The following is an 18,821-nucleotide window of genomic DNA, read 5'->3' on the forward strand; positions in this document are numbered from 1 at the left end:
TCCCGTGGGCCGATGTTGCGGTATCCCCACCTGTCGGACACCGCAACTTCACCCCCCGACCGACTCCGACCAGACCCGACCGGCCCGCTCACGGCCCGGCCGCCGTTGACCCACTCCTGTGGGCCGATAGTGCGGTATCTCCGCGCCCGGACACCGCAACTTCGCCCCCGTTGAGTCGATCACGCCCAGCCGTCGGGCCAGGACAGGGCCGGACAGGGGCCAGGCCGGACAGGGGCCGGCGTGGGAGGGGTCAGTCGGTCGGGGTGGGGGCGGTGTCGCCGTCGAGGGCGGCGAGGATCGCCTCGGCGGTGCGCCGGCCCACCCCGGGCACCTCGACGATCTCCTCCACGGTGGCGGCGGAGAGCCGCTTGAGCGAGCCGAAGTGCCGCAGCAGCGCCTTGCGGCGGACCTCGCCCAGCCCGGGGACGGTGTCCAGGGCCGATTCGGTCATCCGCTTGGAACGCCGCTGCCGGTGGAAGGTGATGGCGAACCGGTGCGCCTCGTCCCGGACGCGTTGCAGCAGGTAGAGCCCCTCGGAGGTGCGCGGCAGGATGACCGGGTAGTCGTCGTCGGGGAGCCAGACCTCCTCCAGCCGCTTGGCCAGCCCGCACAGCGCCACGTCGTCGATGCCCAGCTCGGCCAGGGCCTGGGCCGCCGCCGCCACCTGCGGGGCACCACCGTCGACCACCACCAGCTGCGGCGGGTAGGCGAACTTGCGCGGCCGGCCGGTGGTCGGGTCGATGCCGGGGCGGTCGGGGTCGGACGCGGTCTCCTCGCCCAGCTCGCCGGTCTCGGCGCGGGCGTCGAGGTAGCGGGCGAAGCGCCGACGCAGCACCTCGGACATCGCCGACAGGTCGTCGGTGGCGCCCCGGACGATGAACCGGCGGTACTCGCTCTTGCGGGGCAGCCCGTCCTCGAAGACGACCATGCTGGCCACCACGTCGGTGCCCTGGATCTGGGAGACGTCGAAGCACTCGATGCGCAGCGGCGAGGTACGCATACCGAGCGCCTCGCTGATCTCGTCGAGCGCCTTGCTGCGGGTGGTCAGGTCGCCGGCCCGCTTGAGCTTGTGCCGGGCCAGCGCGTCCTTCGCGTTGCGGCCCACCGTTTCCAGCAGGGTCTTCTTGTCGCCGCGCTGGGGCACCCGCAGCGACACCCGGCTGCCCCGGCGGGTGCTGAGCCAGTCGGCGAGCGCCTCGGCGTCGGCGGGCAGCTCGGGGACGAGCAGTTCCCGGGGCACGTCGGCCTCGCCCTGCTCGCCGCCGTAGACCTGGGTGCAGAAGTGGTGCACCAGGTCGCCGGTGGTCAGCTCCTCGGTCTTCTCCACCACCCAGCCGCGCTGGCCGCGTACCCGGCCGTCGCGGACGTGGAAGACCTGCACGGCGGCTTCGAGGGGGTCGTCGGCGAAGGCGACGACGTCGGCGTCGGTGCCGTCGCCGAGCACCACGGTCTGCTTCTCCATGGCCCGGCGCAGCGCGGCCACGTCGTCGCGCAGCCGGGCCGCCCGCTCGAACTCCAACTGCTCGCTGGCCTCGGTCATCTCGCGTTCGAGGCGGCGCACCATGGTGTCGGTGCGGCCGGCCATGAACTCGCAGAAGTTGTCGACGATCGCCCGGTGCGCCTCGGCGGAGACGGTGCCGACGCAGGGCGCGGAGCACTTGCCGATGTAGCCGAGCAGGCACGGCCGGCCCACCTGCCCGGCCCGCTTGAACACCCCGGCGGAGCAGGTGCGGGCCGGGAAGACCCGCAGCAGCAGGTCGAGCGTCTCGCGGATCGCCCAGGCGTGCGAGTACGGCCCGAAATACCGCACGCCCTTGCGCTTCGCGCCCCGCATGACCTGCAGCCGCGGGTATTCCTCGTCGAGGGTCACCGCCAGGTACGGGTACGACTTGTCGTCGCGGTACCGGACGTTGAACCGGGGGTCGTACTGCTTGATCCAGGTGTATTCGAGCTGGAGCGCCTCGACCTCGGTGCCCACCGTGACCCAGTCGACCGACTCGGCCGTGGTGACCATCTGCCGGGTGCGGTCGTGCAGCCCCCACGGGTCGGCGAAGTAGGAGTTGAGCCTGCTGCGCAGGCTCTTCGCCTTGCCGACGTAGATCACCCGGCCGGTGCCGTCGCGGAACCGGTACACCCCGGGGGACTCGGGGATCGTGCCGGTCGCGGGGCGGTAGGTCGAGGGATCAGCCACGGCACCGAGACTATCCGTTGCCCCCGACACTCCAGATCACGCCGAGCTGGTCGACCTCGCTGCCGCTGCGGCCGAAGAATCCGGCCAGCCGACCGCCCGGAGGCGCGGTGAAGGTGACCGCCGCCGAGGTGGGCGTACCGGCGGTGAGGGTGCGGCCCTGATCGGTGTCGAGCCGGGCCGAGAAGATCCGGGTCCGGCCGTCCTTCTGCCCCTGGGTCAGGGTGACCCGGGTGATCCGCTCGCCGGGGGCCAGGGTGAGGCCGGTCTCGGTCCCGCCGGTGCCGCCGTGGCGCAGCTGGCCGCCGTCGGCGAGGTCGACGCCGACGGCGTCGAGCCGGGAGCCGCCGCGCAGGGTGACCCGGGTCACCGCCGGGCCGACCCGGTCGGCGTCGGTGAACGGCGTGCCGTGCGGGCCGCCCCAGGTGTCGCTGGCCCGCAGGTCGGGGGCGAGGGTCCAGTCGAACCAGGCGGCGTGCGGGTAGTGGTCGGACAGCGGGCCGCCGGCCGGGGTGAGGAACCGGGCGTGCTCGTTGTGGTAGCGGTTAAGGGCGAGCCGGACCAGCTTGTTGCCCCGGTAGAGGATCTTGTCGACCACCTCGCAGGCGTCGGTCACGTTGGCCTCGTCGCAGACCAGCGCCGGGTCACCGGCGGCCGGCGGCTGGCCGGCCCGTTCCTGTTGCACCCAGACGTCGGTGAGGCCGTTGGCCGCCACCAGGTCGCGGATGTTGTCACCGGTACGGGTGTAGCGGACGTTCAGGTCACCCATCAGCACCACCGCGTTGCCGGCCGAGTTGGCGGCGACGTACGCGGAGAGCTGGTTGAGGTTGGACCGCCGGGCGGCCAGGTCGGCGTCGGTGGTGCCGGCGTTCGGGTGGGCGTTGTAGAAGTCGACGTAGACACCCTCGGCCAACCGGATGCGGCTGGCGGTGAAGCCCTTCGGGGTGAGGCAGTCGGTGCCGTTGCAGGAGTTCCACTTCACCCGGGCGAAGTCGCTGTAGGGGTAGTTGGACAGCGTGTTGAGGCCGCTGCCGAACGGCACGCCCCCGCTGGTCGGGGTCCGGTACGGGTGCCGGTCGGTGGCGTACAGGTCGGCGTGGTAGTTGAAGTCCTCCTGGACGTGCACGATGTCGTACCCGCCGAGCCGTTCGCCGATCGGCCGGGTGTTCGTCGCCGGGTCGCCGCTGGACAGGATGTCGGGCAGGCCGGCGACGTTGTAGGTGAGCACGGAGAACGCCCCGGACGTGGGGGCGGCGGCGGTCCCGGCGGGGGCAGGGGCGGGGGCGGCCGACGCGGCGGCCGGCCCGGCCGGGGTGAGCGCGACCGCGAGCAGCGTCGCGGACGCGAGCAGACGGACGACCTTCATCGAACGGTCCAATCTGGAGCGGAAGGACCGGCGGACGCGCGCCGGTCGATGGACGTCTTCCGATATCGACGAACGGAGATTACCATCCGGTAACCGAATGTTATTCACGTAAAGATCCCATCCTCATCGGAGGATCGCCATGCCCCGTCCCCCCACCGTCCGCCGCCTGCTCGCCGGCCTGACCGCCGGCATCAGCGTCGCCGCCCTGCTCACCGCGACGCCCGCCACACCCGCCGAAGCCGCCACCCCGCGTGCCGCGTTCGCCCCCGAGGACTACTGCCTCGGCGAGTGCGGCGACATCCTGCCGCCCGGCCAGAACGGCAACGCCACCCTCGTCGAGGTGCTGGGCAACCAGACCCTCGGCACCCTGCCCCGGCACTCCGCCGACCAGCTCGGCCGGTACGCCGACCTGGTCTACGGCTATGCCGGGCTACGCGAGGAACAGATCGGCTCGTTCTTCAACGACGCCTCCTTCGGCGTCCCGCAGGGGCAGGTCGAACGCGACTACTCCCCCCGCTCCGACGTGCGCATCCTGCGGGACAAGGCCACCGGAGTCCCGCACGTCACCGGCACCACCCGGGGCGGCACCATGTACGGCGCGGGCTACGCCGGGGCCGAGGACCGGCTGTTCACCATGGACCTGCTGCGGCACGTCGGCCGGGGCACCCTCACCTCGTTCGCCGGCGGCGCACCCGGCAACCGGGCCCTGGAGCAGAGCGTCTGGCGCAACTCGCCGTACACCGAGGCGGACCTCCAGGCGCAGATCGAGGCGCTGCGCGCCAAGGGGCCGCGCGGCCAGCAACTCTACGCCGACGTGCAGGAGTACATCGCCGGCATCAACGCCTACATCGGCGTGTGCATGGGCGCCCGCAACTGCCCCGGCGAGTACGTGCTCACCGGCCACCTGGACGCGGTCACCAACGCCGGTGGCCCGGAGCCGTTCCAGCTCACCGACCTGATCGCCATCGCCGGCGTGGTAGGCGGGCTGTTCGGCGGCGGGGGCGGCACCGAGATGCAGTCCGCGCTGGTGCGCATCGCCGCCCGCGCCAAGTACGGGGCCACCGAGGGCGACAAGGTGTGGACGGCGTTCCGCAACCAGAACGACCCGGAGACCGTGCTGACCCTGCACGACGGGCAGAGCTTCCCGTACGGCGACGCCTCCCCGGACGCGGCGAGCGTGGCACTGCCCGACGCCGGCTCGGCCCGGGTCGAGCCGATCTTCACCGACCCGACCGGCTCCGCCGGCAGCACCGCCGCCCCGGCCCGTGCCACCGGCGCGGGCGCGTCCGGTGAGCTGGCCGCCGCGCTGTCCGGGCTGACCATCAGCCCGGCGCACCGGGGCATGTCCAACGCGGCGGTGGTCTCGGCCGCGAACTCGGCCACCGGGCACCCGGTCGCGGTCTTCGGCCCGCAGACCGGCTACTTCTCCCCGCAGCTGCTGATGGTGCAGGAGTTGCAGGGTCCGGGGATCAGCGCCCGGGGCGCGGCGTTCGCCGGTCTCAACCTCTACGTGCTGCTCGGCCGGGGCCAGGACTACGCCTGGAGCGCCACCTCGTCGATCCACGACATCACCGACACCTACGCGGTGCCGCTGTGCACCACCGACGGCAGCGCCCCCACCCTCGCCGCCGACCACTACCTCTACCGGGGACAGTGCGTGGCGATGGAGCAGCTCGCGCACGTCAACAAGTGGAGTCCGACCCTCGCCGACGGCACCGCCAAGGGGTCGTACAAGCTGGTGGCCTGGCGGACGAAGCTCGGCCTGGTCTCCTGGCGGGGCACCGTCGGCGGCAAACCGCACGCGTTCACCCAGCTGCGCTCCACCTACCGGCACGAGGCCGACTCGGCGATCGGCTTCCAGATGTTCAACGACCCGACCCAGATGGGCTCGGCGGACGCCTTCGTCGCCTCGGCCAACAACGTCGAGTACGCGTTCAACTGGTTCTACGTCAACTCCACCGAGTCGGCGTACTTCAACTCCGGGCTGAACCCGGTGCGGGCCGCCGGGTCCAACCCGAACCTACCGATGAAGGCCGAGCCGGCCTACGAGTGGCAGGGCTTCGACCCGGCGACGAACACCGCCAGCTACGCCCCGCTGGCCGCCCACCCCCGGTCGGTCAACCAGGACTACTACGTCAGCTGGAACAACAAGCAGGCCAAGGACTTCGGCGGCGCGGACGGCAACTACAGCTTCGGCGCGGTGCACCGGGCCGACCTGCTGGACCGCCCGCTCAAGGCGGGCCTGGCGGCCGGCCGGAAGTTCGACCGGGGCTCGCTGACCGCGCTGGTCGAGCAGGCCGGCCTGACCGACCTGCGCGGGGCCGAGGTGCTCGACGAGCTGATCCGGGTGCTGGAGAGCCAGCCCGTCACCGACGCCACGCTGGCCACCGAGATCAGCCGGCTCAGGGCGTGGCGGCAGGACGGCGCGCTGCGGGTGGAGACGGCGAAGGGGTCGAAGGTCTACCGGCACGCCGACGCGATCCGCACCTTCGACGCCTGGTGGCCGCTGCTGGTCCGGGGGATGTTCCGCGACCAGCTCGGCCCGGACCTCTACCAGTCGCTGATCAACGCGATCCAGCTCAACGAGTCCCCCTCCGGGCACCAGCAGGGCGACGTGTCCAACCTGCCGACCTCGGCCAACGAGGCCCAGGCGCACAAGGGCTCGTCCTTCCAGTACGGCTGGTGGGGCTACGTCGACAAGGATCTGCGCGCGGTGCTCGGCGACCCGGTGCGCGGCGGGCTGGGCCGGGGCTACTGCGGCGCGGGGAACCTGGCCGGCTGCCGGCAGGTGCTGCTGGACACGTTGCGTACGGCGGCGGCCACCCCGGCGGCCCAGGTGTACCCCGGGGACGCGAGCTGCGCCGCCGGTGACCAGTGGTGCGCGGACGCGATCATCCAGTCGCCGCTGGGCGGGATCAAGCACGCCACCATCGCCTGGCAGAACCGGCCCACCTTCCAGCAGGTGGTGTCGTTCCCGTCCCGGCGGGGTGACGATCTGACCAACCTGGCCGCCGGCCGGCCGGTCAGCGCGTCCGGCAGCGAGCTGTTCTTCGGGGCGGCCAAGGCCGTGGACTCCGACCTCGGCACCCGCTGGGCGAGCAGTTGGGCCGACGACCAGTGGCTGACCGTCGACCTCGGGTCGGCCCGCCAGGTGGGCCGGGTGACGGTGGCCTGGGAGTCGGCGTACGCCCGGTCGTACCGGATCGAGGTGTCGAACGACGGGTCGACCTGGCGGACGGTGTGGTCGACCACGGCGGGCGACGGCGGCACCGACGTGGCGGCCTTCCCCACCACGACCGCCCGGTACGTGCGGATGCACGGGGTGACCCGGGCCACCACGTACGGCTACTCGATCTGGGAGATGGCGGTCTACCCGCAGTGAACCCGACCGGTCGGCCCGGAGGTCGTCCTCCGGGCCGGCCGGTGCCGGTCAGGCCAGCGAGATCTGGTCGCCGTCGACCTTGAGTTCCTTGGCGGCGAGCGGCTGGGTAGCCGGCCCCTGCTTCACCGCGCCGTCGGTGATGGCGAACTTGCTGTTGTGGCAGGTGCAGTTGATCGTCCCGCCGTCGACGTTCGACACCGGGCAGCCCTGGTGGGTGCAGATCGGGTCGAACCCCTTGAACTGCCCCGCCGTCGGCTGGGTGATCACCACATCCTGGGCGGCGTAGACCTGGCCGCCGCCGACCGGGATGTCACCCGTCTTGGCGATCGCGGCGGCACCCGACCCGCCGGTGGTCGCGGCCGGTCCGCCGGTGGCCGGGGTGGCCGGCTCGTCACCGGAGTCGTCGCCGCAGGCGGTCAGGAGGACCGCCGCCCCCACCGCGCCGGCCCCGGCCAGCAGTGCACGTCGGGTCTGCGTACCGGGCCCGGTCGGCACCTGGTCGTCTGTCATCTCCGGCCTTTCTCTCGACTGCTGCCGCCGGTCGTCGACCTGCGCGGCTCACTGGAGCACACGCACCACTGTGCCCGACGGTTCACCCCGGCCGCCCGGGAACACCCTGCTGAGCCGGCCGACGCGCCACCGACCGGGCCCATGGCACGCCACCGACCGGGCCCGCAGCACGCCGCCGCCGGCACCCGGGCCGACCGGCGACGCCCGGCGCGGGCAGGCGTGGGCGGGCCGGTCGTCGACCCGCCGGGTCAGCGGGCCCCGGCCGGCACCTTGCGGGTACGCGCCTTCGGCGTCGCGCCGTTGGCCCGGGCCGCCCGGGTCACCGCCGCTTTCGCGCCCCGGGCCTGCCCGTCGAGCTTGAGCACCGAACGCAGGAACTGCCCGGTGTGGCTCTCGGCGACCTCGGCGACCTCTTCCGGGGTGCCGGTGGCGAGCACGGTGCCGCCCCGGTGGCCGCCCTCGGGGCCCATGTCGATCAGCCAGTCGGCCGTCTTGATCACGTCGAGGTTGTGCTCGATGGTGATCACCGTGTTGCCCTTGTCGACCAGACCCTCCAGCACCATCAGCAGCTTGCGGATGTCCTCGAAGTGCAGGCCGGTGGTGGGCTCGTCGAGCACGTAGACCGTGCGGCCGGTGGAGCGCTTCTGCAACTCGGAGGCCAGCTTGACCCGCTGCGCCTCACCGCCGGACAGGGTCGGCGCGGGCTGGCCCAGCCGGACGTAGCCCAGACCCACGTCGTTGAGCGTGCGCAGGTGCCGGTGGATGGCCGGGATGGCGGAGAAGAACTCGGCCGCCTCCTCGATCGGCATCTCCAGCACGTCGGAGACGGTCTTGCCCTTGTAGTGCACCTCCAGGGTCTCCCGGTTGTAGCGGGCACCCTTGCAGACCTCGCACGGGACGTAGACGTCCGGCAGGAAGTTCATCTCGATCTTGATGGTGCCGTCACCGGAACACGCCTCGCAGCGGCCACCCTTGACGTTGAACGAGAACCGGCCGGGGCCGTACCCCCGGACCTTGGCCTCGGTGGTCTCGGCGAACAGCTTGCGGACGTGGTCCCAGACCCCGGTGTAGGTGGCCGGGTTGGAGCGCGGGGTACGGCCGATCGGCGACTGGTCGACGCCGACCACCTTGTCGACGTGTTCCAGCCCGGAGACCCGGGTGTGCCGGCCGGGCACCAGCCGCGCGCCGTTGATCTGGTTGGCCAGCACCGCGTACAGGATGTCGTTGACCAGCGTCGACTTACCCGAGCCGGAGACCCCGGTGACCGCGATGAGCTGGCCCAGCGGGAACGGCACGGTCAGGTTGCGCAGGTTGTGCTCGCGTGCCCCGTGCACCACCAGCTCGCGTTCCGGCGTCTGCGGCCGGCGCTGCTGCGGCGTCGGGATCTCCCGCCGGCCCGACAGGTACGCCCCGGTCACCGACTCGGGATTGTCCAGCAGCGCCGGCACCGAGCCGCTGTGCACGATCCGGCCGCCGTGCTCGCCCGCGCCGGGGCCGATGTCGACGATCCAGTCGGCCACCCGGATGGTGTCCTCGTCGTGCTCGACGACGATCAGCGTGTTGCCCAGGCCGCGCAGCCGCAGCAGGGTCTCGATCAGCCGGTGGTTGTCCCGCTGGTGCAGGCCGATCGACGGCTCGTCGAGCACGTAGAGCACGCCGACCAGGCCGGAGCCGATCTGGGTGGCCAGCCGGATGCGCTGTGCCTCGCCGCCGGACAGGGTGCCGGCCGGCCGGTCCAGGGAGAGGTAGTCCAGGCCGACGTCGAGCAGGAACCGCAGCCGGGCGTTGATCTCCTTGAGCACCCGCTCGGCGATCATCTTCTGCCGGTCGGTCAGCGCGATGCCGGCGAGCAGCTCGGCCGCCTCGCCCACCGACAGGTTGCACACCTCGGCGATGCTCTTGCCGGCGATGGTGACCGCCAGCACCTCGGGCTTGAGCCGGGTGCCGCCGCAGGCCGCGCAGGGCACGTCACGCATGTAGCCCTCGTACTTGTCGCGCGACCACTCGCTCTCGGTGTCGGTGTGCCGGCGCTCGATCCACTGCACCACGCCCTCGAAGCCGGTGTAGTAGGAGCGCTCGCGGCCGTACTTGTTGCGGTAGCGCACGTGCACCTGGTCGTCGGAGCCGTGCAGGATCGTCTTCTGGGCCCGCGCCGGCAGCGCCCGCCACGGGGTGTCGACGTCGAAGTGCTGGCTCTCGCCGAGCGCCTCCAGCAGGCGCAGGAAGTATTCCAGGTTGTGCCCGGTGGCCCAGGGTTGCAGCGCGCCCTCGCGCAGGGTGCGCTCCGGGTCGGGGACGACCAGCTCCGGGTCGACCTCCTTCTTGGTGCCCAGGCCGGTGCACTCCGGGCAGGCCCCGTAGGGCGCGTTGAACGAGAACACCCGGGGTTCCAGGTCCTCGATCGCCAACGGGTGGTCGTTGGGGCAGGCCAGGTGCTCGGAGTAGCGGCGCTCCCGGGCCGGGTCGCTCTCGTCCAGGTCGACGAAGTCGAGCAGCACCAGGCCGTCGGAGAGCCCCAGCGCGGCCTCGACCGAGTCGGTCAGCCGCTGCTTGGCGCTCGGCTTGACGCTGAGCCGGTCGATCACCACCTCGATGGTGTGCTTCTCCTGCTTCTTGAGCTTCGGCGGCTCGGTCAGCGGGTGCACCACCCCGTCGACCCGGGCGCGGGCGTAGCCCTTGGCCTGGAGTTCGGCGAAGAGGTCGACGTACTCGCCCTTGCGGCCCCGGACCACCGGGGCGAGCACCATGAACTTGGTGCCCTCGGCCATCGCGAGGACCCGGTCGACGATCTGCTGCGGGCTCTGCCGGGAGATCCGCTCGCCGCAGACCGGGCAGTGCGGCTCGCCGATGCGGGCGAAGAGCAGCCGCAGGTAGTCGTAGACCTCGGTGATGGTGCCGACGGTGGAACGCGGGTTGCGCGAGGTGGACTTCTGGTCGATGGAGACGGCGGGGCTCAGGCCCTCGATGAAGTCGACGTCGGGCTTGTCCATCTGACCGAGGAACTGCCGCGCGTACGACGACAGCGACTCGACGTAGCGGCGCTGCCCCTCGGCGAAGATGGTGTCGAAGGCCAGGCTCGACTTGCCGGAGCCGGAGAGCCCGGTGAAGACGATGAGGGCGTCCCGGGGCAGGTCGAGACTGACGTCACGCAGGTTGTGCTCGCGCGCGCCACGGATGATCAGACGGTCGGCCACGGTGCGGGTGCTCCCGGAAGAAGAATATGAGGCGGATCTGTCCGCTCCGAGTGGGATCTGAGCGGTTTTACGGGGCGCAGAAGGAACGCCTGCGCAACTCTAGCCCCGGGGTACGACAACTTCCCGCACGCCAACATTCCCCCAGCTCACACCGGTCGGCCGACCCGGCGTGCGCGCCCCGCGCCCCGGCCCGGCCGGTCGTGACCGGCCGGACCGGGGCGGTCAGAAACCGCCCGGCAGGGGCGGCGTCGTCGGCCGGGCCGGCCGCCGACGGCCACCCCGCCAGCCGCCCCGCCGCTCGGCCGCCAGCCGGCTCTGCCGGCGACCGCTCTCGTACGCCAGCTCCCGCTGGAGCCGACGCCAGCTCTCGAAGCGCCGGCCCGGCAACTCCCCGGTCTCCACCGCCTCCCGCACCGCGCAGGCCGGCTCGGCGGTGTGCCCGCAGTCGGCGTACCGGCAGCCGGTGGCCAGCTCGGCGATGTCGGTGAACGCCCGGTCCAGCCCGACGTGCCCGTCGAGCAGGCCGACCGCCCGGACCCCGGGGGTGTCCAGCACCGCACCACCGCCGGGCACCGGGACCAGCGCCCGCCAGGTGGTGGTGTGCCGACCCTTGCCGTCGACCCGCCGGATCGCCTGGGTCGGCATGACCTCCGCCCCGACCAGGGCGTTGACCAGGCTCGACTTGCCCGCCCCGGACGGGCCGAGCAGGGCCAGCGTGCGCCCCGCCGCGACCAGCGGGCGCAGCGGCGTCAGGCCGGTGCCCCGCTCGGCGCTGACCGGCAGCACCGGCACCCCGGGGGCGAGGGCGGCGAGCTGCCGGGCCACCGCCTGCGGGTCGGCGGCCAGGTCGGCCTTGGTGAGCACCACCAGCGGGGTGGCCCCCGACTCGTGGGCCAACGCGAGCAGCCGTTCGATCCGGGCGGCGTCCGGTTCCGGGTGCACCGGCTCGATCACCGCGGCGGTGTCGAGGTTGGCGGCGAGCACCTGGCCGCTGGCGTCCTTGCCGGCGGTACGGCGGATCAGCGCGGTCCGCCGGGGCAGCACCGCGTCGACGGTCACCGGGCCGTCCGGCCAGCGGGCCAGCAGCACCCAGTCGCCGGCGCACGGCAGGGCGGTCAGGTCACGGGCGGCGGCGGCCAGCACCGCCGGGCCCAGGCTGGCCCGGACCGGTCCGTCCGCGCCGAGCACGGTGCACACCCCCCGGTCGACCCGGGCCACCCGGCCGGGCCGACGGTCCGGACGCCGCCGCGCGTACGCCGCCCGTTCGGCGTCGAGGCCGAGGGCGGTCAGATCGATGGTCATGTCATCCTCACCGGGGTCGGAACTGGTCGTGGCGCAACACGCGTACTGCGACCGGCATGATCACCACCCCCGTCCGTCGTCCCGGTACCGTGTCAGGCCGACGGTAGGCCGCCGACCGACGCGCCGAAAGCGAATTCCCCGGCGGCGCAACGCTCCCCGGACCGTTAGGGTCGTGGCGTGACGACGGACCCACTGCTGTTGACCGGCGAGGTGGCCGATTCGGCCGCCCGCCTGCTGGACACCGCAGCCGGGCTGGACGCGACGGCCGTCGCCGCCCCCAGCCTGCTGCCCGGTTGGTCCCGGGGCCACGTGCTGACCCACCTGGCCCGCAACGCCGACGGGTTCGTCAACCTGCTCACCTCCGCCCGCACCGGCCGGGACATCCCGATGTATGCCAGCGCCGCCGCCCGCGACGCCGACATCGCCGCCGGCGCCGGCCGCCCGCCCGCCGAGCTGCTGGCCGACCTGCGCCGCAGCACCGACGGGTTCGCCGAGGCGGTGGCCGCGATGCCGGCGTCGGCGTGGAGCGCCACCGTGCAGACCCGACGCGGCCCGTGGCCGGTGGCCCTGGTGCTCTGGGGACGGTGGCGCGAGCTGGAGGTGCACCACGTCGACCTAGCCACCGGCTACCGGCCGGCGGACTGGTCGGCCGCGTTCGCCCCGCACCTGCTGCACGAGGTGGCCGGTGGGCTGACCGGGCGGCCCGACGCGCCCGCGCTGGTGCTGCGGCCCACCGACGGCAACCGGCCGGAGCTGGTGCTGGGTGACGCGCAGGACGCCCCGCAGGTCGCCGGCAGCTGCGCCGCGCTGGCCGCCTGGTTGATCGGCCGCAGCAGCGGCGACGGGCTGACCGTCACCCCGGACGGTGCCCTGCCGACCCCACCGGAATGGATATAGACCGCGCATGAGCTACACCGGAGACGTCACCCCCGGCGGCCCACCCGCCGTCCGGGAGCTGGACCGGCTCACCGTCACCAAGGTGTCGGTCGGCCCGATGGACAACAACGCCTACCTGCTGCGCTGCCGCGACACCGGCGCGCAGGTGCTGGTCGACGCCGCGAACGAGGCGCCCCGGCTGCTCGACCTGATCGGCGACGCCGGGCTGACCTCGGTGGTCACCACCCACCGGCACATGGACCACTGGGTAGCCCTGGAGGAGGTCGTGGCCACGACCGGCGCGTCCGCCCTGGTGCACGCCGACGACGCCGAGGGGCTGCCGATCGCGGCGCAGACCCTGGCCGACGGCGACACCGTCGCGGTCGGCGGGCAGACCCTGGAGGTGATCCACGTCAAGGGGCACACCCCGGGGTCGATCGCGCTGCTCTACCGCGACCCGGCCGGCATCCCCCACCTCTTTACCGGCGACTCACTCTTTCCCGGTGGCGTCGGCAACACCGACCGGGACCCGGAGCGGTTCGGCCAGCTCATCGACGACGTCGAGCGCAAGCTGTTCGACCGGCTGCCCGACGAGACCTGGTTCTATCCGGGGCACGGGGCGGACAGCACCCTCGGCGCGGAACGGGCGTCGCTGCCGCAGTGGCGGGCGCGCGGCTGGTGAGCCGGTGACGGGCCGACGGTGACCGCCGGCGTCGGTCAGCCCGGCTGGCCGACGCCGGTCACCGCACGCAGCCGCCGCCGGGTGCCCAGCAGCACCAGGCCGGCCAGCACCAGCCCGACCGCCATGGTGACCAGCAGCGGGTTGCCGGGCAGCAGCCCGGCCAGGGCCCGCGACGCCGTGCCCAGGGCCAGGTAGAGGCCGGCCCACGCCGCCGCGCCGAGCGCGGCGCAGACGACGAACCGGCGGTACGACATCCGCAGGCTCCCCGCCGCCAGCGGCAGCAGCGTGTTGAACACCGGCAGGAAGGGCGCGACGAGCACCATCCGCCCGCCGCCGGAGCGCAGCAGTTGCTCGGCGGCCGACCAGCGGCCCTCGCCGATCCAGTCGCCGACCCGGCTGTGCCGCAGCCGCTCGCCGAAGATCCGCCCGGCGAGGAAGCTCAGCGACCAGCCGGTGAGGCAGCCGGCGACCACGGCCACGACGGTGGCCACGCCGGCGACCGGCCGGCCCACCCCCACCGCCGCGAGGATCGCCACGTCGCCGGGGACGAGCACCCCGAGCAGCGGTACGGCGTCGGCGAGCATCACCAGCCCGAGCGCCGCCATCAGCAGTGCGGTCGGCAGGTCTCCGAGCTGGGCCAATTCGTCGGGCACGAGATGACGCTACGGCCCTCGGGCGTCCCGGCGCATCGGGTCGCGACCCTGATCACTCCCCGAGTTTTCCGGCGGGCGGCGCGACGGCGCGGCGCGGGGCGTTCCGGCGGGGGTGGTTCAGCGGGGGCGGAGCACCTGGACCCGGCGGACCGGGGAGTCGACGGAGGGTTCGGTGGTCGGCACCGGGTAGCTGGCCACCACCTCCAGCACGTCCGGCGGCAGGTGTCCCCGGTCGGGGTCGCCGACCAGCACCTGCGCCCCGCCGTCGGCGGCCCGCCGCAGGTACGGCAGCACCCGTACGGCGAGGTCCCGGTCGTAGAGGACGTCCCCGGCGACGAGCAGGTCGGCCTGGGTGCCGTCGTCGTCGAGCAGGTCCTGGTGGCTGGCCTGCACGTGGACCCGGTTGGCCCGCGCGTTGACGGTCACCGCCGCCACCGCGTAGGGGTCGACGTCGTTGGCGACGACCTGGCTGGCACCGGCCAGCGCGGCGGCGATGGCGACGAGTCCGGAGCCGGCGGCCAGGTCGAGCACCCGGCGGCCGGCGGCGAGGTCGGGGTGGTCGAGCAGGTGGCGGGCGAGGGCCTGGCCGCCGGCCCAGGCCGACGCCCAGAACGGCGGGGGCAGGGTGTGCCCGGCGTTGGCCTCCATCCGGGCCCACCAGACGATCGCGTCCTCGGCGAGGTGCAGCCGCACCTCGGGCACGAAGGGGGTGGGCACCAGCCGCAGCCGGTCCAGCCCGTCGCCTGGCGCGTCGATCTCGCGTTCCAGCTCGGTCAACGCGTCGACGCGCGGTCGGTTCACCGGTCGAGTGTGCCGCAGCGGGCCTCCCACCGGGGCGGCATTCCGGCGACCTGCGAGTTTCCGTCCGCATCCTGCGGCTTTTCAGCCGGCAAAAACCGCCTCGGCCGGCTACTGTCGGGGCAGTACAGGGCGATCATCCGCCGCAGCGGCGGGATCACCCGTTGTAAACAGGGAGAGATGCATGGCAACCGGCACGGTCAAGTGGTTCAACTCGGAAAAGGGCTTCGGCTTCATCGAGCAGGACGGCGGGGGCCCCGACGTCTTCGTTCACTACTCGGCGATCGCCACCAGCGGCTACCGGGAACTGCAGGAGGCCCAGAAGGTCGAGTTCGATGTGACCCAGGGGCAGAAGGGTCCGCAGGCGGAGAACGTCCGCCCGCTGTAAGTCTCCGTGCCGGTGGCGGCGGCCCGGGGCCGCCGCCACCGAGCGCTGCCGGGTGAACTGAAACCCGGTCGGGTGGTCCCGGTCCGGGCTGCACCCCGTCGACCGGTCGGCCGCGCTGCGGTGGGTTCCGCGTCGCCGGTGAGCGCGCGTCCGTCCCGGTCAGGGCCGCTTGGCGTGGCGCAGGAACGACCGCCAGGCGGCCGGCGCGAAGGTGAGCACGGGGCCGGACCGGTCCTTGCTGTCGCGGACGCCGACGACGCCGGGCAGGTTGGCGGCGACCTCCACGCAGTCGCCGGAGTTGCCGCTGCTACGGGTGCTCTTGTGCCAGATCGCGCCGGTCAGGTCCATGAGTCTGCCGCCTCCGAGATCAGCTTGACGGTGGCACCGTGGGACAGCGCCTCCGCGCGCACCGACTCCCAGCATCGCCGCAGCGATTGTACGTCCGCCGTCCGTTCGACGAGTGTTCCCTGTAGCTGGTTGTCGAGGTAGGCGACGTCGTCGCCCTCCGGCGGCGTCGCGATCACGAAGGCGCCGTTGAGCCCGGGGTAGGCGCCGGTGTCCCTCGGCACCAGGTGCAGGTGCACCCTCGGCCGGTCGCCGATCTCCCGCAGGTGCAGCAACTGCTCCCGCATCACCTTGGGCCCGCCGACCGGGCGTTCCAGCACGGTGTGGTCGAGCACCGCCACGAACAGCGGCGGGGACGCCCGGTGCAGGATCTCCTGCCGGGCCAGTCGCGCCGCGACCTGCTGCTCCATCTCGTCGCCGATGAGCTGGCTCGCCCCCTCGTGCAGCGCGCGAGCGTAGTCCTCGGTCTGGAACAGGCCGGGCACCACCAACGGCTGGAACGAGCACAGCGCGGTCGCCTGCTGCTCGATGGTGACCCACTCGCGGAACCAGGGCATCAGGCTCTCGCGCACCTGCGCGTCCCTGATCCGGGCCAGCAGGCCGTCGCTTGCCAGCACGGTGTCGCAGCGCTCGGCGAACTCCCTGCGCGGCGGCCGGCGGCACTGCTCGACGGCAGCGACCAGCGAGGCCGAGTAGTTGACCAGCTCGCCCAGCCCCTCCTGGGACAGGCCCGCCCGCGTCCGCAGCCGACGCAACTCCCCGGCGAACAGCTCCAGCATGGGCGCAGGCTCCATCTGCACAACTCCTGTACGTGAAGGACGACGGTGCTGCACGCCCGCCGCGGTGCAGCGCGAACGCCTTCCGACGGTAACGGCAACCTCACCAGACTGTCACCTGTGGCGGACCTGCCCGACGCCGGAGGGGCTCGGGCCGACTCCGCCGGGCCGCCCCCTGCCCCGGGGGCGGCCCCTCCAGTCCCGAGGAGGTGGCCCGTGCCCGTAAGGAGCAGGTGGCACAGCACTCGCCGGCCGACCGGGGGTCGCCGGTGACCGGCGTGGACGACGACAGCCCACGGCGTCGCGCGATCCCGATGACGGCCCGTCGGGTGGTCCCGCACGTCGCCATGCGTCCCCTGTGGCGCTGCCGCAACTGCGGCGCGGAGTGGCCCTGCCAGCCGGCCCGGCTGGGACTGCTGGTCGAGTACCGGGACGACCGGACCGCCCTGCTCGTCTATCTCGCCGCCCTGATGACCGAGGCCGATCACCAGCTCGGCCAGCTCCACCCCGGGCGACGCCCGGAGCTGACCGACCGCTTCCTCACCTGGGCCAGGGCCCGGGGATGACCGACCTGGGCCGGGGGCCGGGGGTGACTGCGGCAGCCGTGGGCACCCCTTCCGCAGGAGGCGGGGCGGAAAGGGTGCCCACGGGGTCCGGGTCAGGCCACCAGACGTTTGGCCAGCTCGTCGGCGACCTGCTTGGCGATGGTGGGCGGGATGGCGGCGGCGATCTTCTCCGGGGTGAGCCCGGCCAGGACACCGGCGACGATCGCCTGCTCGTCGGTGAAGTCCTTGTTGGCCAGGGCGGTCAGCGCGGTCTGCAACGAGGTCAGTTGCGCACCGAGCGACTTCAGGGTCGGGTGCGTGACGACGAAGTCGGGGTTGGTGTGGTCCTCCCCCATCGCCATCCGGGTGTAGATCTGACCCACCGGGTTGCGGCCGTCGAGGACGGTCAGGTTCTTGTGGACGGTCTCCAGCCAGGCGTGCTCTTCGGGTGTCATGTCGGTGTCCTCCAGGAGTCCGATGCCGGTCAGGTAGCGCCGGAACAGCGGGGTCTGGTCCCGTCCGGCCTTGGTCGAGTCGCGGAAGAAGCTGAAGTGGGTGTGCCACAGGTGCGAGTCGTCGCCGGAACTGCGCCTGCCGAGCCGGTCCCAGCGCCGGACCACCTTGCCGTCCGGGGAGTAGATGATCTCTCTGATGTCACGGCTGTCCGCCGTGTTCGCCCGGCACTGGGCGACGCACCAGGTGGAGAACGTCTGGAGATTGTGCGTGGCACCCCCGGAGCGGACGCTGAACGTGCCCACGTCCAGCCCGGAGGCGTAGAGGGTGAGGCCGCCGGAGTCCCGGGGGGACTCCACGACGGAGTAGTCGTTGGCCACCACCCGGTCGGAGCCACAGTGGTAGCCGCCCCGGTGGGCCGGATCGCCGACGATCCCCACCGCGGCGGGATCAAGACCCTTGATGGTGTCGAGCAGGAGCCGGCGGACCGCCAGCAGATTGGCCGGAGCCGTCGTCACGAGGCCCTCCTCTCCGCGGCCGGCCCAACGGTGCCGGCCACTTCGGCATCAGGCCAGGGTCGGGAACCGTCGTGACTCCACGTAGGCGCGGCCTGCGGGAGAACGGGCCCGACCACTGGTGCACGTCATCGAGCGTTGCGAAAGACGATAGCCATAGTTGCGAGAAAAACCCCAGCTCAAACGGGTTGTCTTCAGATAGATCCAAGCTGGGAGCCAGCTGGGACCACCGGCAGCACGAGTCGCGACGGATGCGATGGATCATGCAGGATCTGCCGGAGTCCAGCGCGGAGCGTGACCGCCGCGCCGAGCGGCTCGCCGGTGCCGGGGTTGCGCGCGTAGCGGGGATGGGCACCCCCGGAGACCTGCACCCGCAGCCGGTGCCCGGCGGCGAAGCGGTGCGCCACCGGCCACAGCGGCACCGGCACCCGGGTAACCCCGTCCGGGTCGGCCGGGAACCGACCGGGGGCGATACGGACCAGGCCGTCGCAGACGTTCCAGGACCGGCCGCGCCGGTCCACGTCGCACAACCGCACGAAGACGTCCAGGTACGACAGTTCGCTGCGGACGTGGATCTCGGCGTGCACCGGCCCGACCACCTCGACCGGGGAGGTCAGCACGGCGCTGGTGTAGACCAGCACGTCGGGCCGGGCCTCGACGGGACGGTTGTCGACCGGTCCGGCCCGCTGGGCCACCAGCAGCGGGCCGCCCAGCGACGGGGTGGGGTCGGCCGGGTCGTACCGGATGGTGTCCGGGGCCGACGCGGCCGGCGGCTGCGGGCCGAGCCGGCCCCCGGCGTGCAGGTGCCAGGGGGTGCCGGTGGCCGGCGGCGGCCAGTCGGCGAGGTC

Annotated in this window: 16 protein-coding genes; 5 read left to right on the forward strand and 11 right to left on the reverse strand. The window is 72.9% G+C overall.

The window, feature by feature from the left end:
• Positions 1-250: 250 nt before the first annotated feature.
• The gene (uvrC, locus tag H1A17_RS22405) at positions 251-2,191 is read right to left on the reverse strand and encodes an excinuclease ABC subunit UvrC (protein WP_145920874.1); all 1,941 of its coding nucleotides are present in this window, start codon (positions 2,189-2,191) and stop codon (positions 251-253) included.
• Between the two features lie 10 nt (positions 2,192-2,201).
• Positions 2,202-3,554 (reverse strand): jacalin-like lectin, encoded by a 1,353-nt coding sequence (locus tag H1A17_RS22410; protein ID WP_194822825.1) that lies wholly within the window; start codon positions 3,552-3,554, stop codon positions 2,202-2,204.
• 139 nt (positions 3,555-3,693) lie between these two features.
• Here H1A17_RS22410 and H1A17_RS22415 point away from each other — a divergent pair, with 139 nt between their 5' ends.
• A complete protein-coding gene (locus H1A17_RS22415; protein ID WP_194822826.1) occupies positions 3,694-6,936 on the forward strand; it encodes a penicillin acylase family protein in 3,243 nt (1,080 codons plus the stop codon).
• 48 nt (positions 6,937-6,984) lie between these two features.
• Here the strand turns inward: H1A17_RS22415 and H1A17_RS22420 are convergent, their stop codons facing one another.
• From H1A17_RS22420 to rsgA, 3 genes are all read right to left on the reverse strand, one after another.
• The gene (locus H1A17_RS22420; protein WP_194822827.1) at positions 6,985-7,446 is read right to left on the reverse strand and encodes a Rieske (2Fe-2S) protein; all 462 of its coding nucleotides are present in this window, start codon (positions 7,444-7,446) and stop codon (positions 6,985-6,987) included.
• 248 nt (positions 7,447-7,694) lie between these two features.
• Positions 7,695-10,640 carry an excinuclease ABC subunit UvrA gene (gene uvrA, locus H1A17_RS22425; protein ID WP_194822828.1) on the reverse strand — a complete coding sequence of 982 codons (2,946 nt, stop codon included), beginning with the start codon at positions 10,638-10,640 and terminating at the stop codon, positions 7,695-7,697.
• Between the two features lie 222 nt (positions 10,641-10,862).
• Positions 10,863-11,942 (reverse strand): ribosome small subunit-dependent GTPase A, encoded by a 1,080-nt coding sequence (gene rsgA / locus H1A17_RS22430; protein ID WP_145920879.1) that lies wholly within the window; start codon positions 11,940-11,942, stop codon positions 10,863-10,865.
• Between the two features lie 177 nt (positions 11,943-12,119).
• Here rsgA and H1A17_RS22435 point away from each other — a divergent pair, with 177 nt between their 5' ends.
• Together H1A17_RS22435 and H1A17_RS22440 are read left to right on the forward strand one after the other, a co-directional pair.
• Entirely contained in the window at positions 12,120-12,839 is a 720-nt protein-coding gene (locus tag H1A17_RS22435) for a maleylpyruvate isomerase family mycothiol-dependent enzyme (RefSeq protein ID WP_145920880.1), read from the forward strand.
• 7 nt (positions 12,840-12,846) lie between these two features.
• Entirely contained in the window at positions 12,847-13,500 is a 654-nt protein-coding gene (locus H1A17_RS22440) for an MBL fold metallo-hydrolase (protein WP_145920881.1), read from the forward strand.
• Between the two features lie 35 nt (positions 13,501-13,535).
• On the opposite strand, the gene H1A17_RS22445 is transcribed toward H1A17_RS22440, so the two are convergent.
• On the reverse strand, positions 13,536-14,153 hold the full coding sequence (locus H1A17_RS22445) for a DedA family protein (RefSeq protein WP_145920882.1): 618 nt from the start codon (positions 14,151-14,153) through the stop codon (positions 13,536-13,538).
• Between the two features lie 117 nt (positions 14,154-14,270).
• Positions 14,271-14,954, reverse strand: coding sequence for a methyltransferase (locus tag H1A17_RS22450; RefSeq protein WP_145920883.1), 684 nt, complete (start codon positions 14,952-14,954; stop codon positions 14,271-14,273).
• Positions 14,955-15,135: 181 nt separating this feature from the next.
• Here H1A17_RS22450 and H1A17_RS22455 point away from each other — a divergent pair, with 181 nt between their 5' ends.
• Positions 15,136-15,339, forward strand: a complete 204-nt coding sequence (locus tag H1A17_RS22455; RefSeq protein ID WP_067314937.1) for a cold-shock protein — start codon at positions 15,136-15,138, stop codon at positions 15,337-15,339.
• 159 nt (positions 15,340-15,498) lie between these two features.
• On the opposite strand, the gene H1A17_RS22460 is transcribed toward H1A17_RS22455, so the two are convergent.
• Positions 15,499-15,687, reverse strand: a complete 189-nt coding sequence (locus H1A17_RS22460; protein ID WP_194822829.1) for a DUF397 domain-containing protein — start codon at positions 15,685-15,687, stop codon at positions 15,499-15,501.
• On the reverse strand, positions 15,678-16,478 hold the full coding sequence (locus tag H1A17_RS22465; RefSeq protein WP_194822830.1) for a helix-turn-helix transcriptional regulator: 801 nt from the start codon (positions 16,476-16,478) through the stop codon (positions 15,678-15,680). Before H1A17_RS22465 ends, H1A17_RS22460 begins: the two co-directional genes overlap by 10 nt.
• Before the next feature lie 215 nt (positions 16,479-16,693).
• On the opposite strand from H1A17_RS22465, the gene H1A17_RS22470 reads away from it, so the two are divergent.
• Complete coding sequence (locus H1A17_RS22470; protein WP_309236837.1) at positions 16,694-17,026, forward strand: flavin reductase; 333 nt, start codon at positions 16,694-16,696, stop codon at positions 17,024-17,026.
• A gap of 92 nt (positions 17,027-17,118) precedes the next feature.
• On the opposite strand, the gene H1A17_RS22475 is transcribed toward H1A17_RS22470, so the two are convergent.
• Both H1A17_RS22475 and H1A17_RS22480 read right to left on the reverse strand, forming a co-directional pair.
• Positions 17,119-17,976: a hypothetical protein gene (locus H1A17_RS22475; RefSeq protein ID WP_194822831.1), complete on the reverse strand. Its 858-nt coding sequence runs from the start codon at positions 17,974-17,976 to the stop codon at positions 17,119-17,121.
• 191 nt (positions 17,977-18,167) lie between these two features.
• Positions 18,168-18,821: CocE/NonD family hydrolase (locus H1A17_RS22480; RefSeq protein WP_194822832.1), on the reverse strand; the 654-nt coding region annotated here is incomplete at its 5' end.

Source organism: Micromonospora sp. S-DT3-3-22, from assembly GCF_015354745.1.
GTDB lineage: Bacteria > Actinomycetota > Actinomycetes > Mycobacteriales > Micromonosporaceae > Micromonospora > Micromonospora wenchangensis.

What these genes read in the sequence shown, in the direction of transcription:
- H1A17_RS22455 (WP_067314937.1), top strand. Translation starts at nt 15,136, where the DNA reads ATGGCAACCGGCACGGTCAAGTGGTTCAACTCGGAAAAGGGCTTCGGC.
- H1A17_RS22465 (WP_194822830.1), bottom strand. Translation starts at nt 16,478, where the DNA reads ATGGAGCCTGCGCCCATGCTGGAGCTGTTCGCCGGGGAGTTGCGTCGG.
- H1A17_RS22410 (WP_194822825.1), bottom strand. Translation starts at nt 3,554, where the DNA reads ATGAAGGTCGTCCGTCTGCTCGCGTCCGCGACGCTGCTCGCGGTCGCG.
- rsgA (WP_145920879.1), bottom strand. Translation starts at nt 11,942, where the DNA reads ATGACCATCGATCTGACCGCCCTCGGCCTCGACGCCGAACGGGCGGCG.
- H1A17_RS22460 (WP_194822829.1), bottom strand. Translation starts at nt 15,687, where the DNA reads ATGGACCTGACCGGCGCGATCTGGCACAAGAGCACCCGTAGCAGCGGC.
- H1A17_RS22420 (WP_194822827.1), bottom strand. Translation starts at nt 7,446, where the DNA reads ATGACAGACGACCAGGTGCCGACCGGGCCCGGTACGCAGACCCGACGT.
- H1A17_RS22440 (WP_145920881.1), top strand. Translation starts at nt 12,847, where the DNA reads ATGAGCTACACCGGAGACGTCACCCCCGGCGGCCCACCCGCCGTCCGG.
- H1A17_RS22415 (WP_194822826.1), top strand. Translation starts at nt 3,694, where the DNA reads ATGCCCCGTCCCCCCACCGTCCGCCGCCTGCTCGCCGGCCTGACCGCC.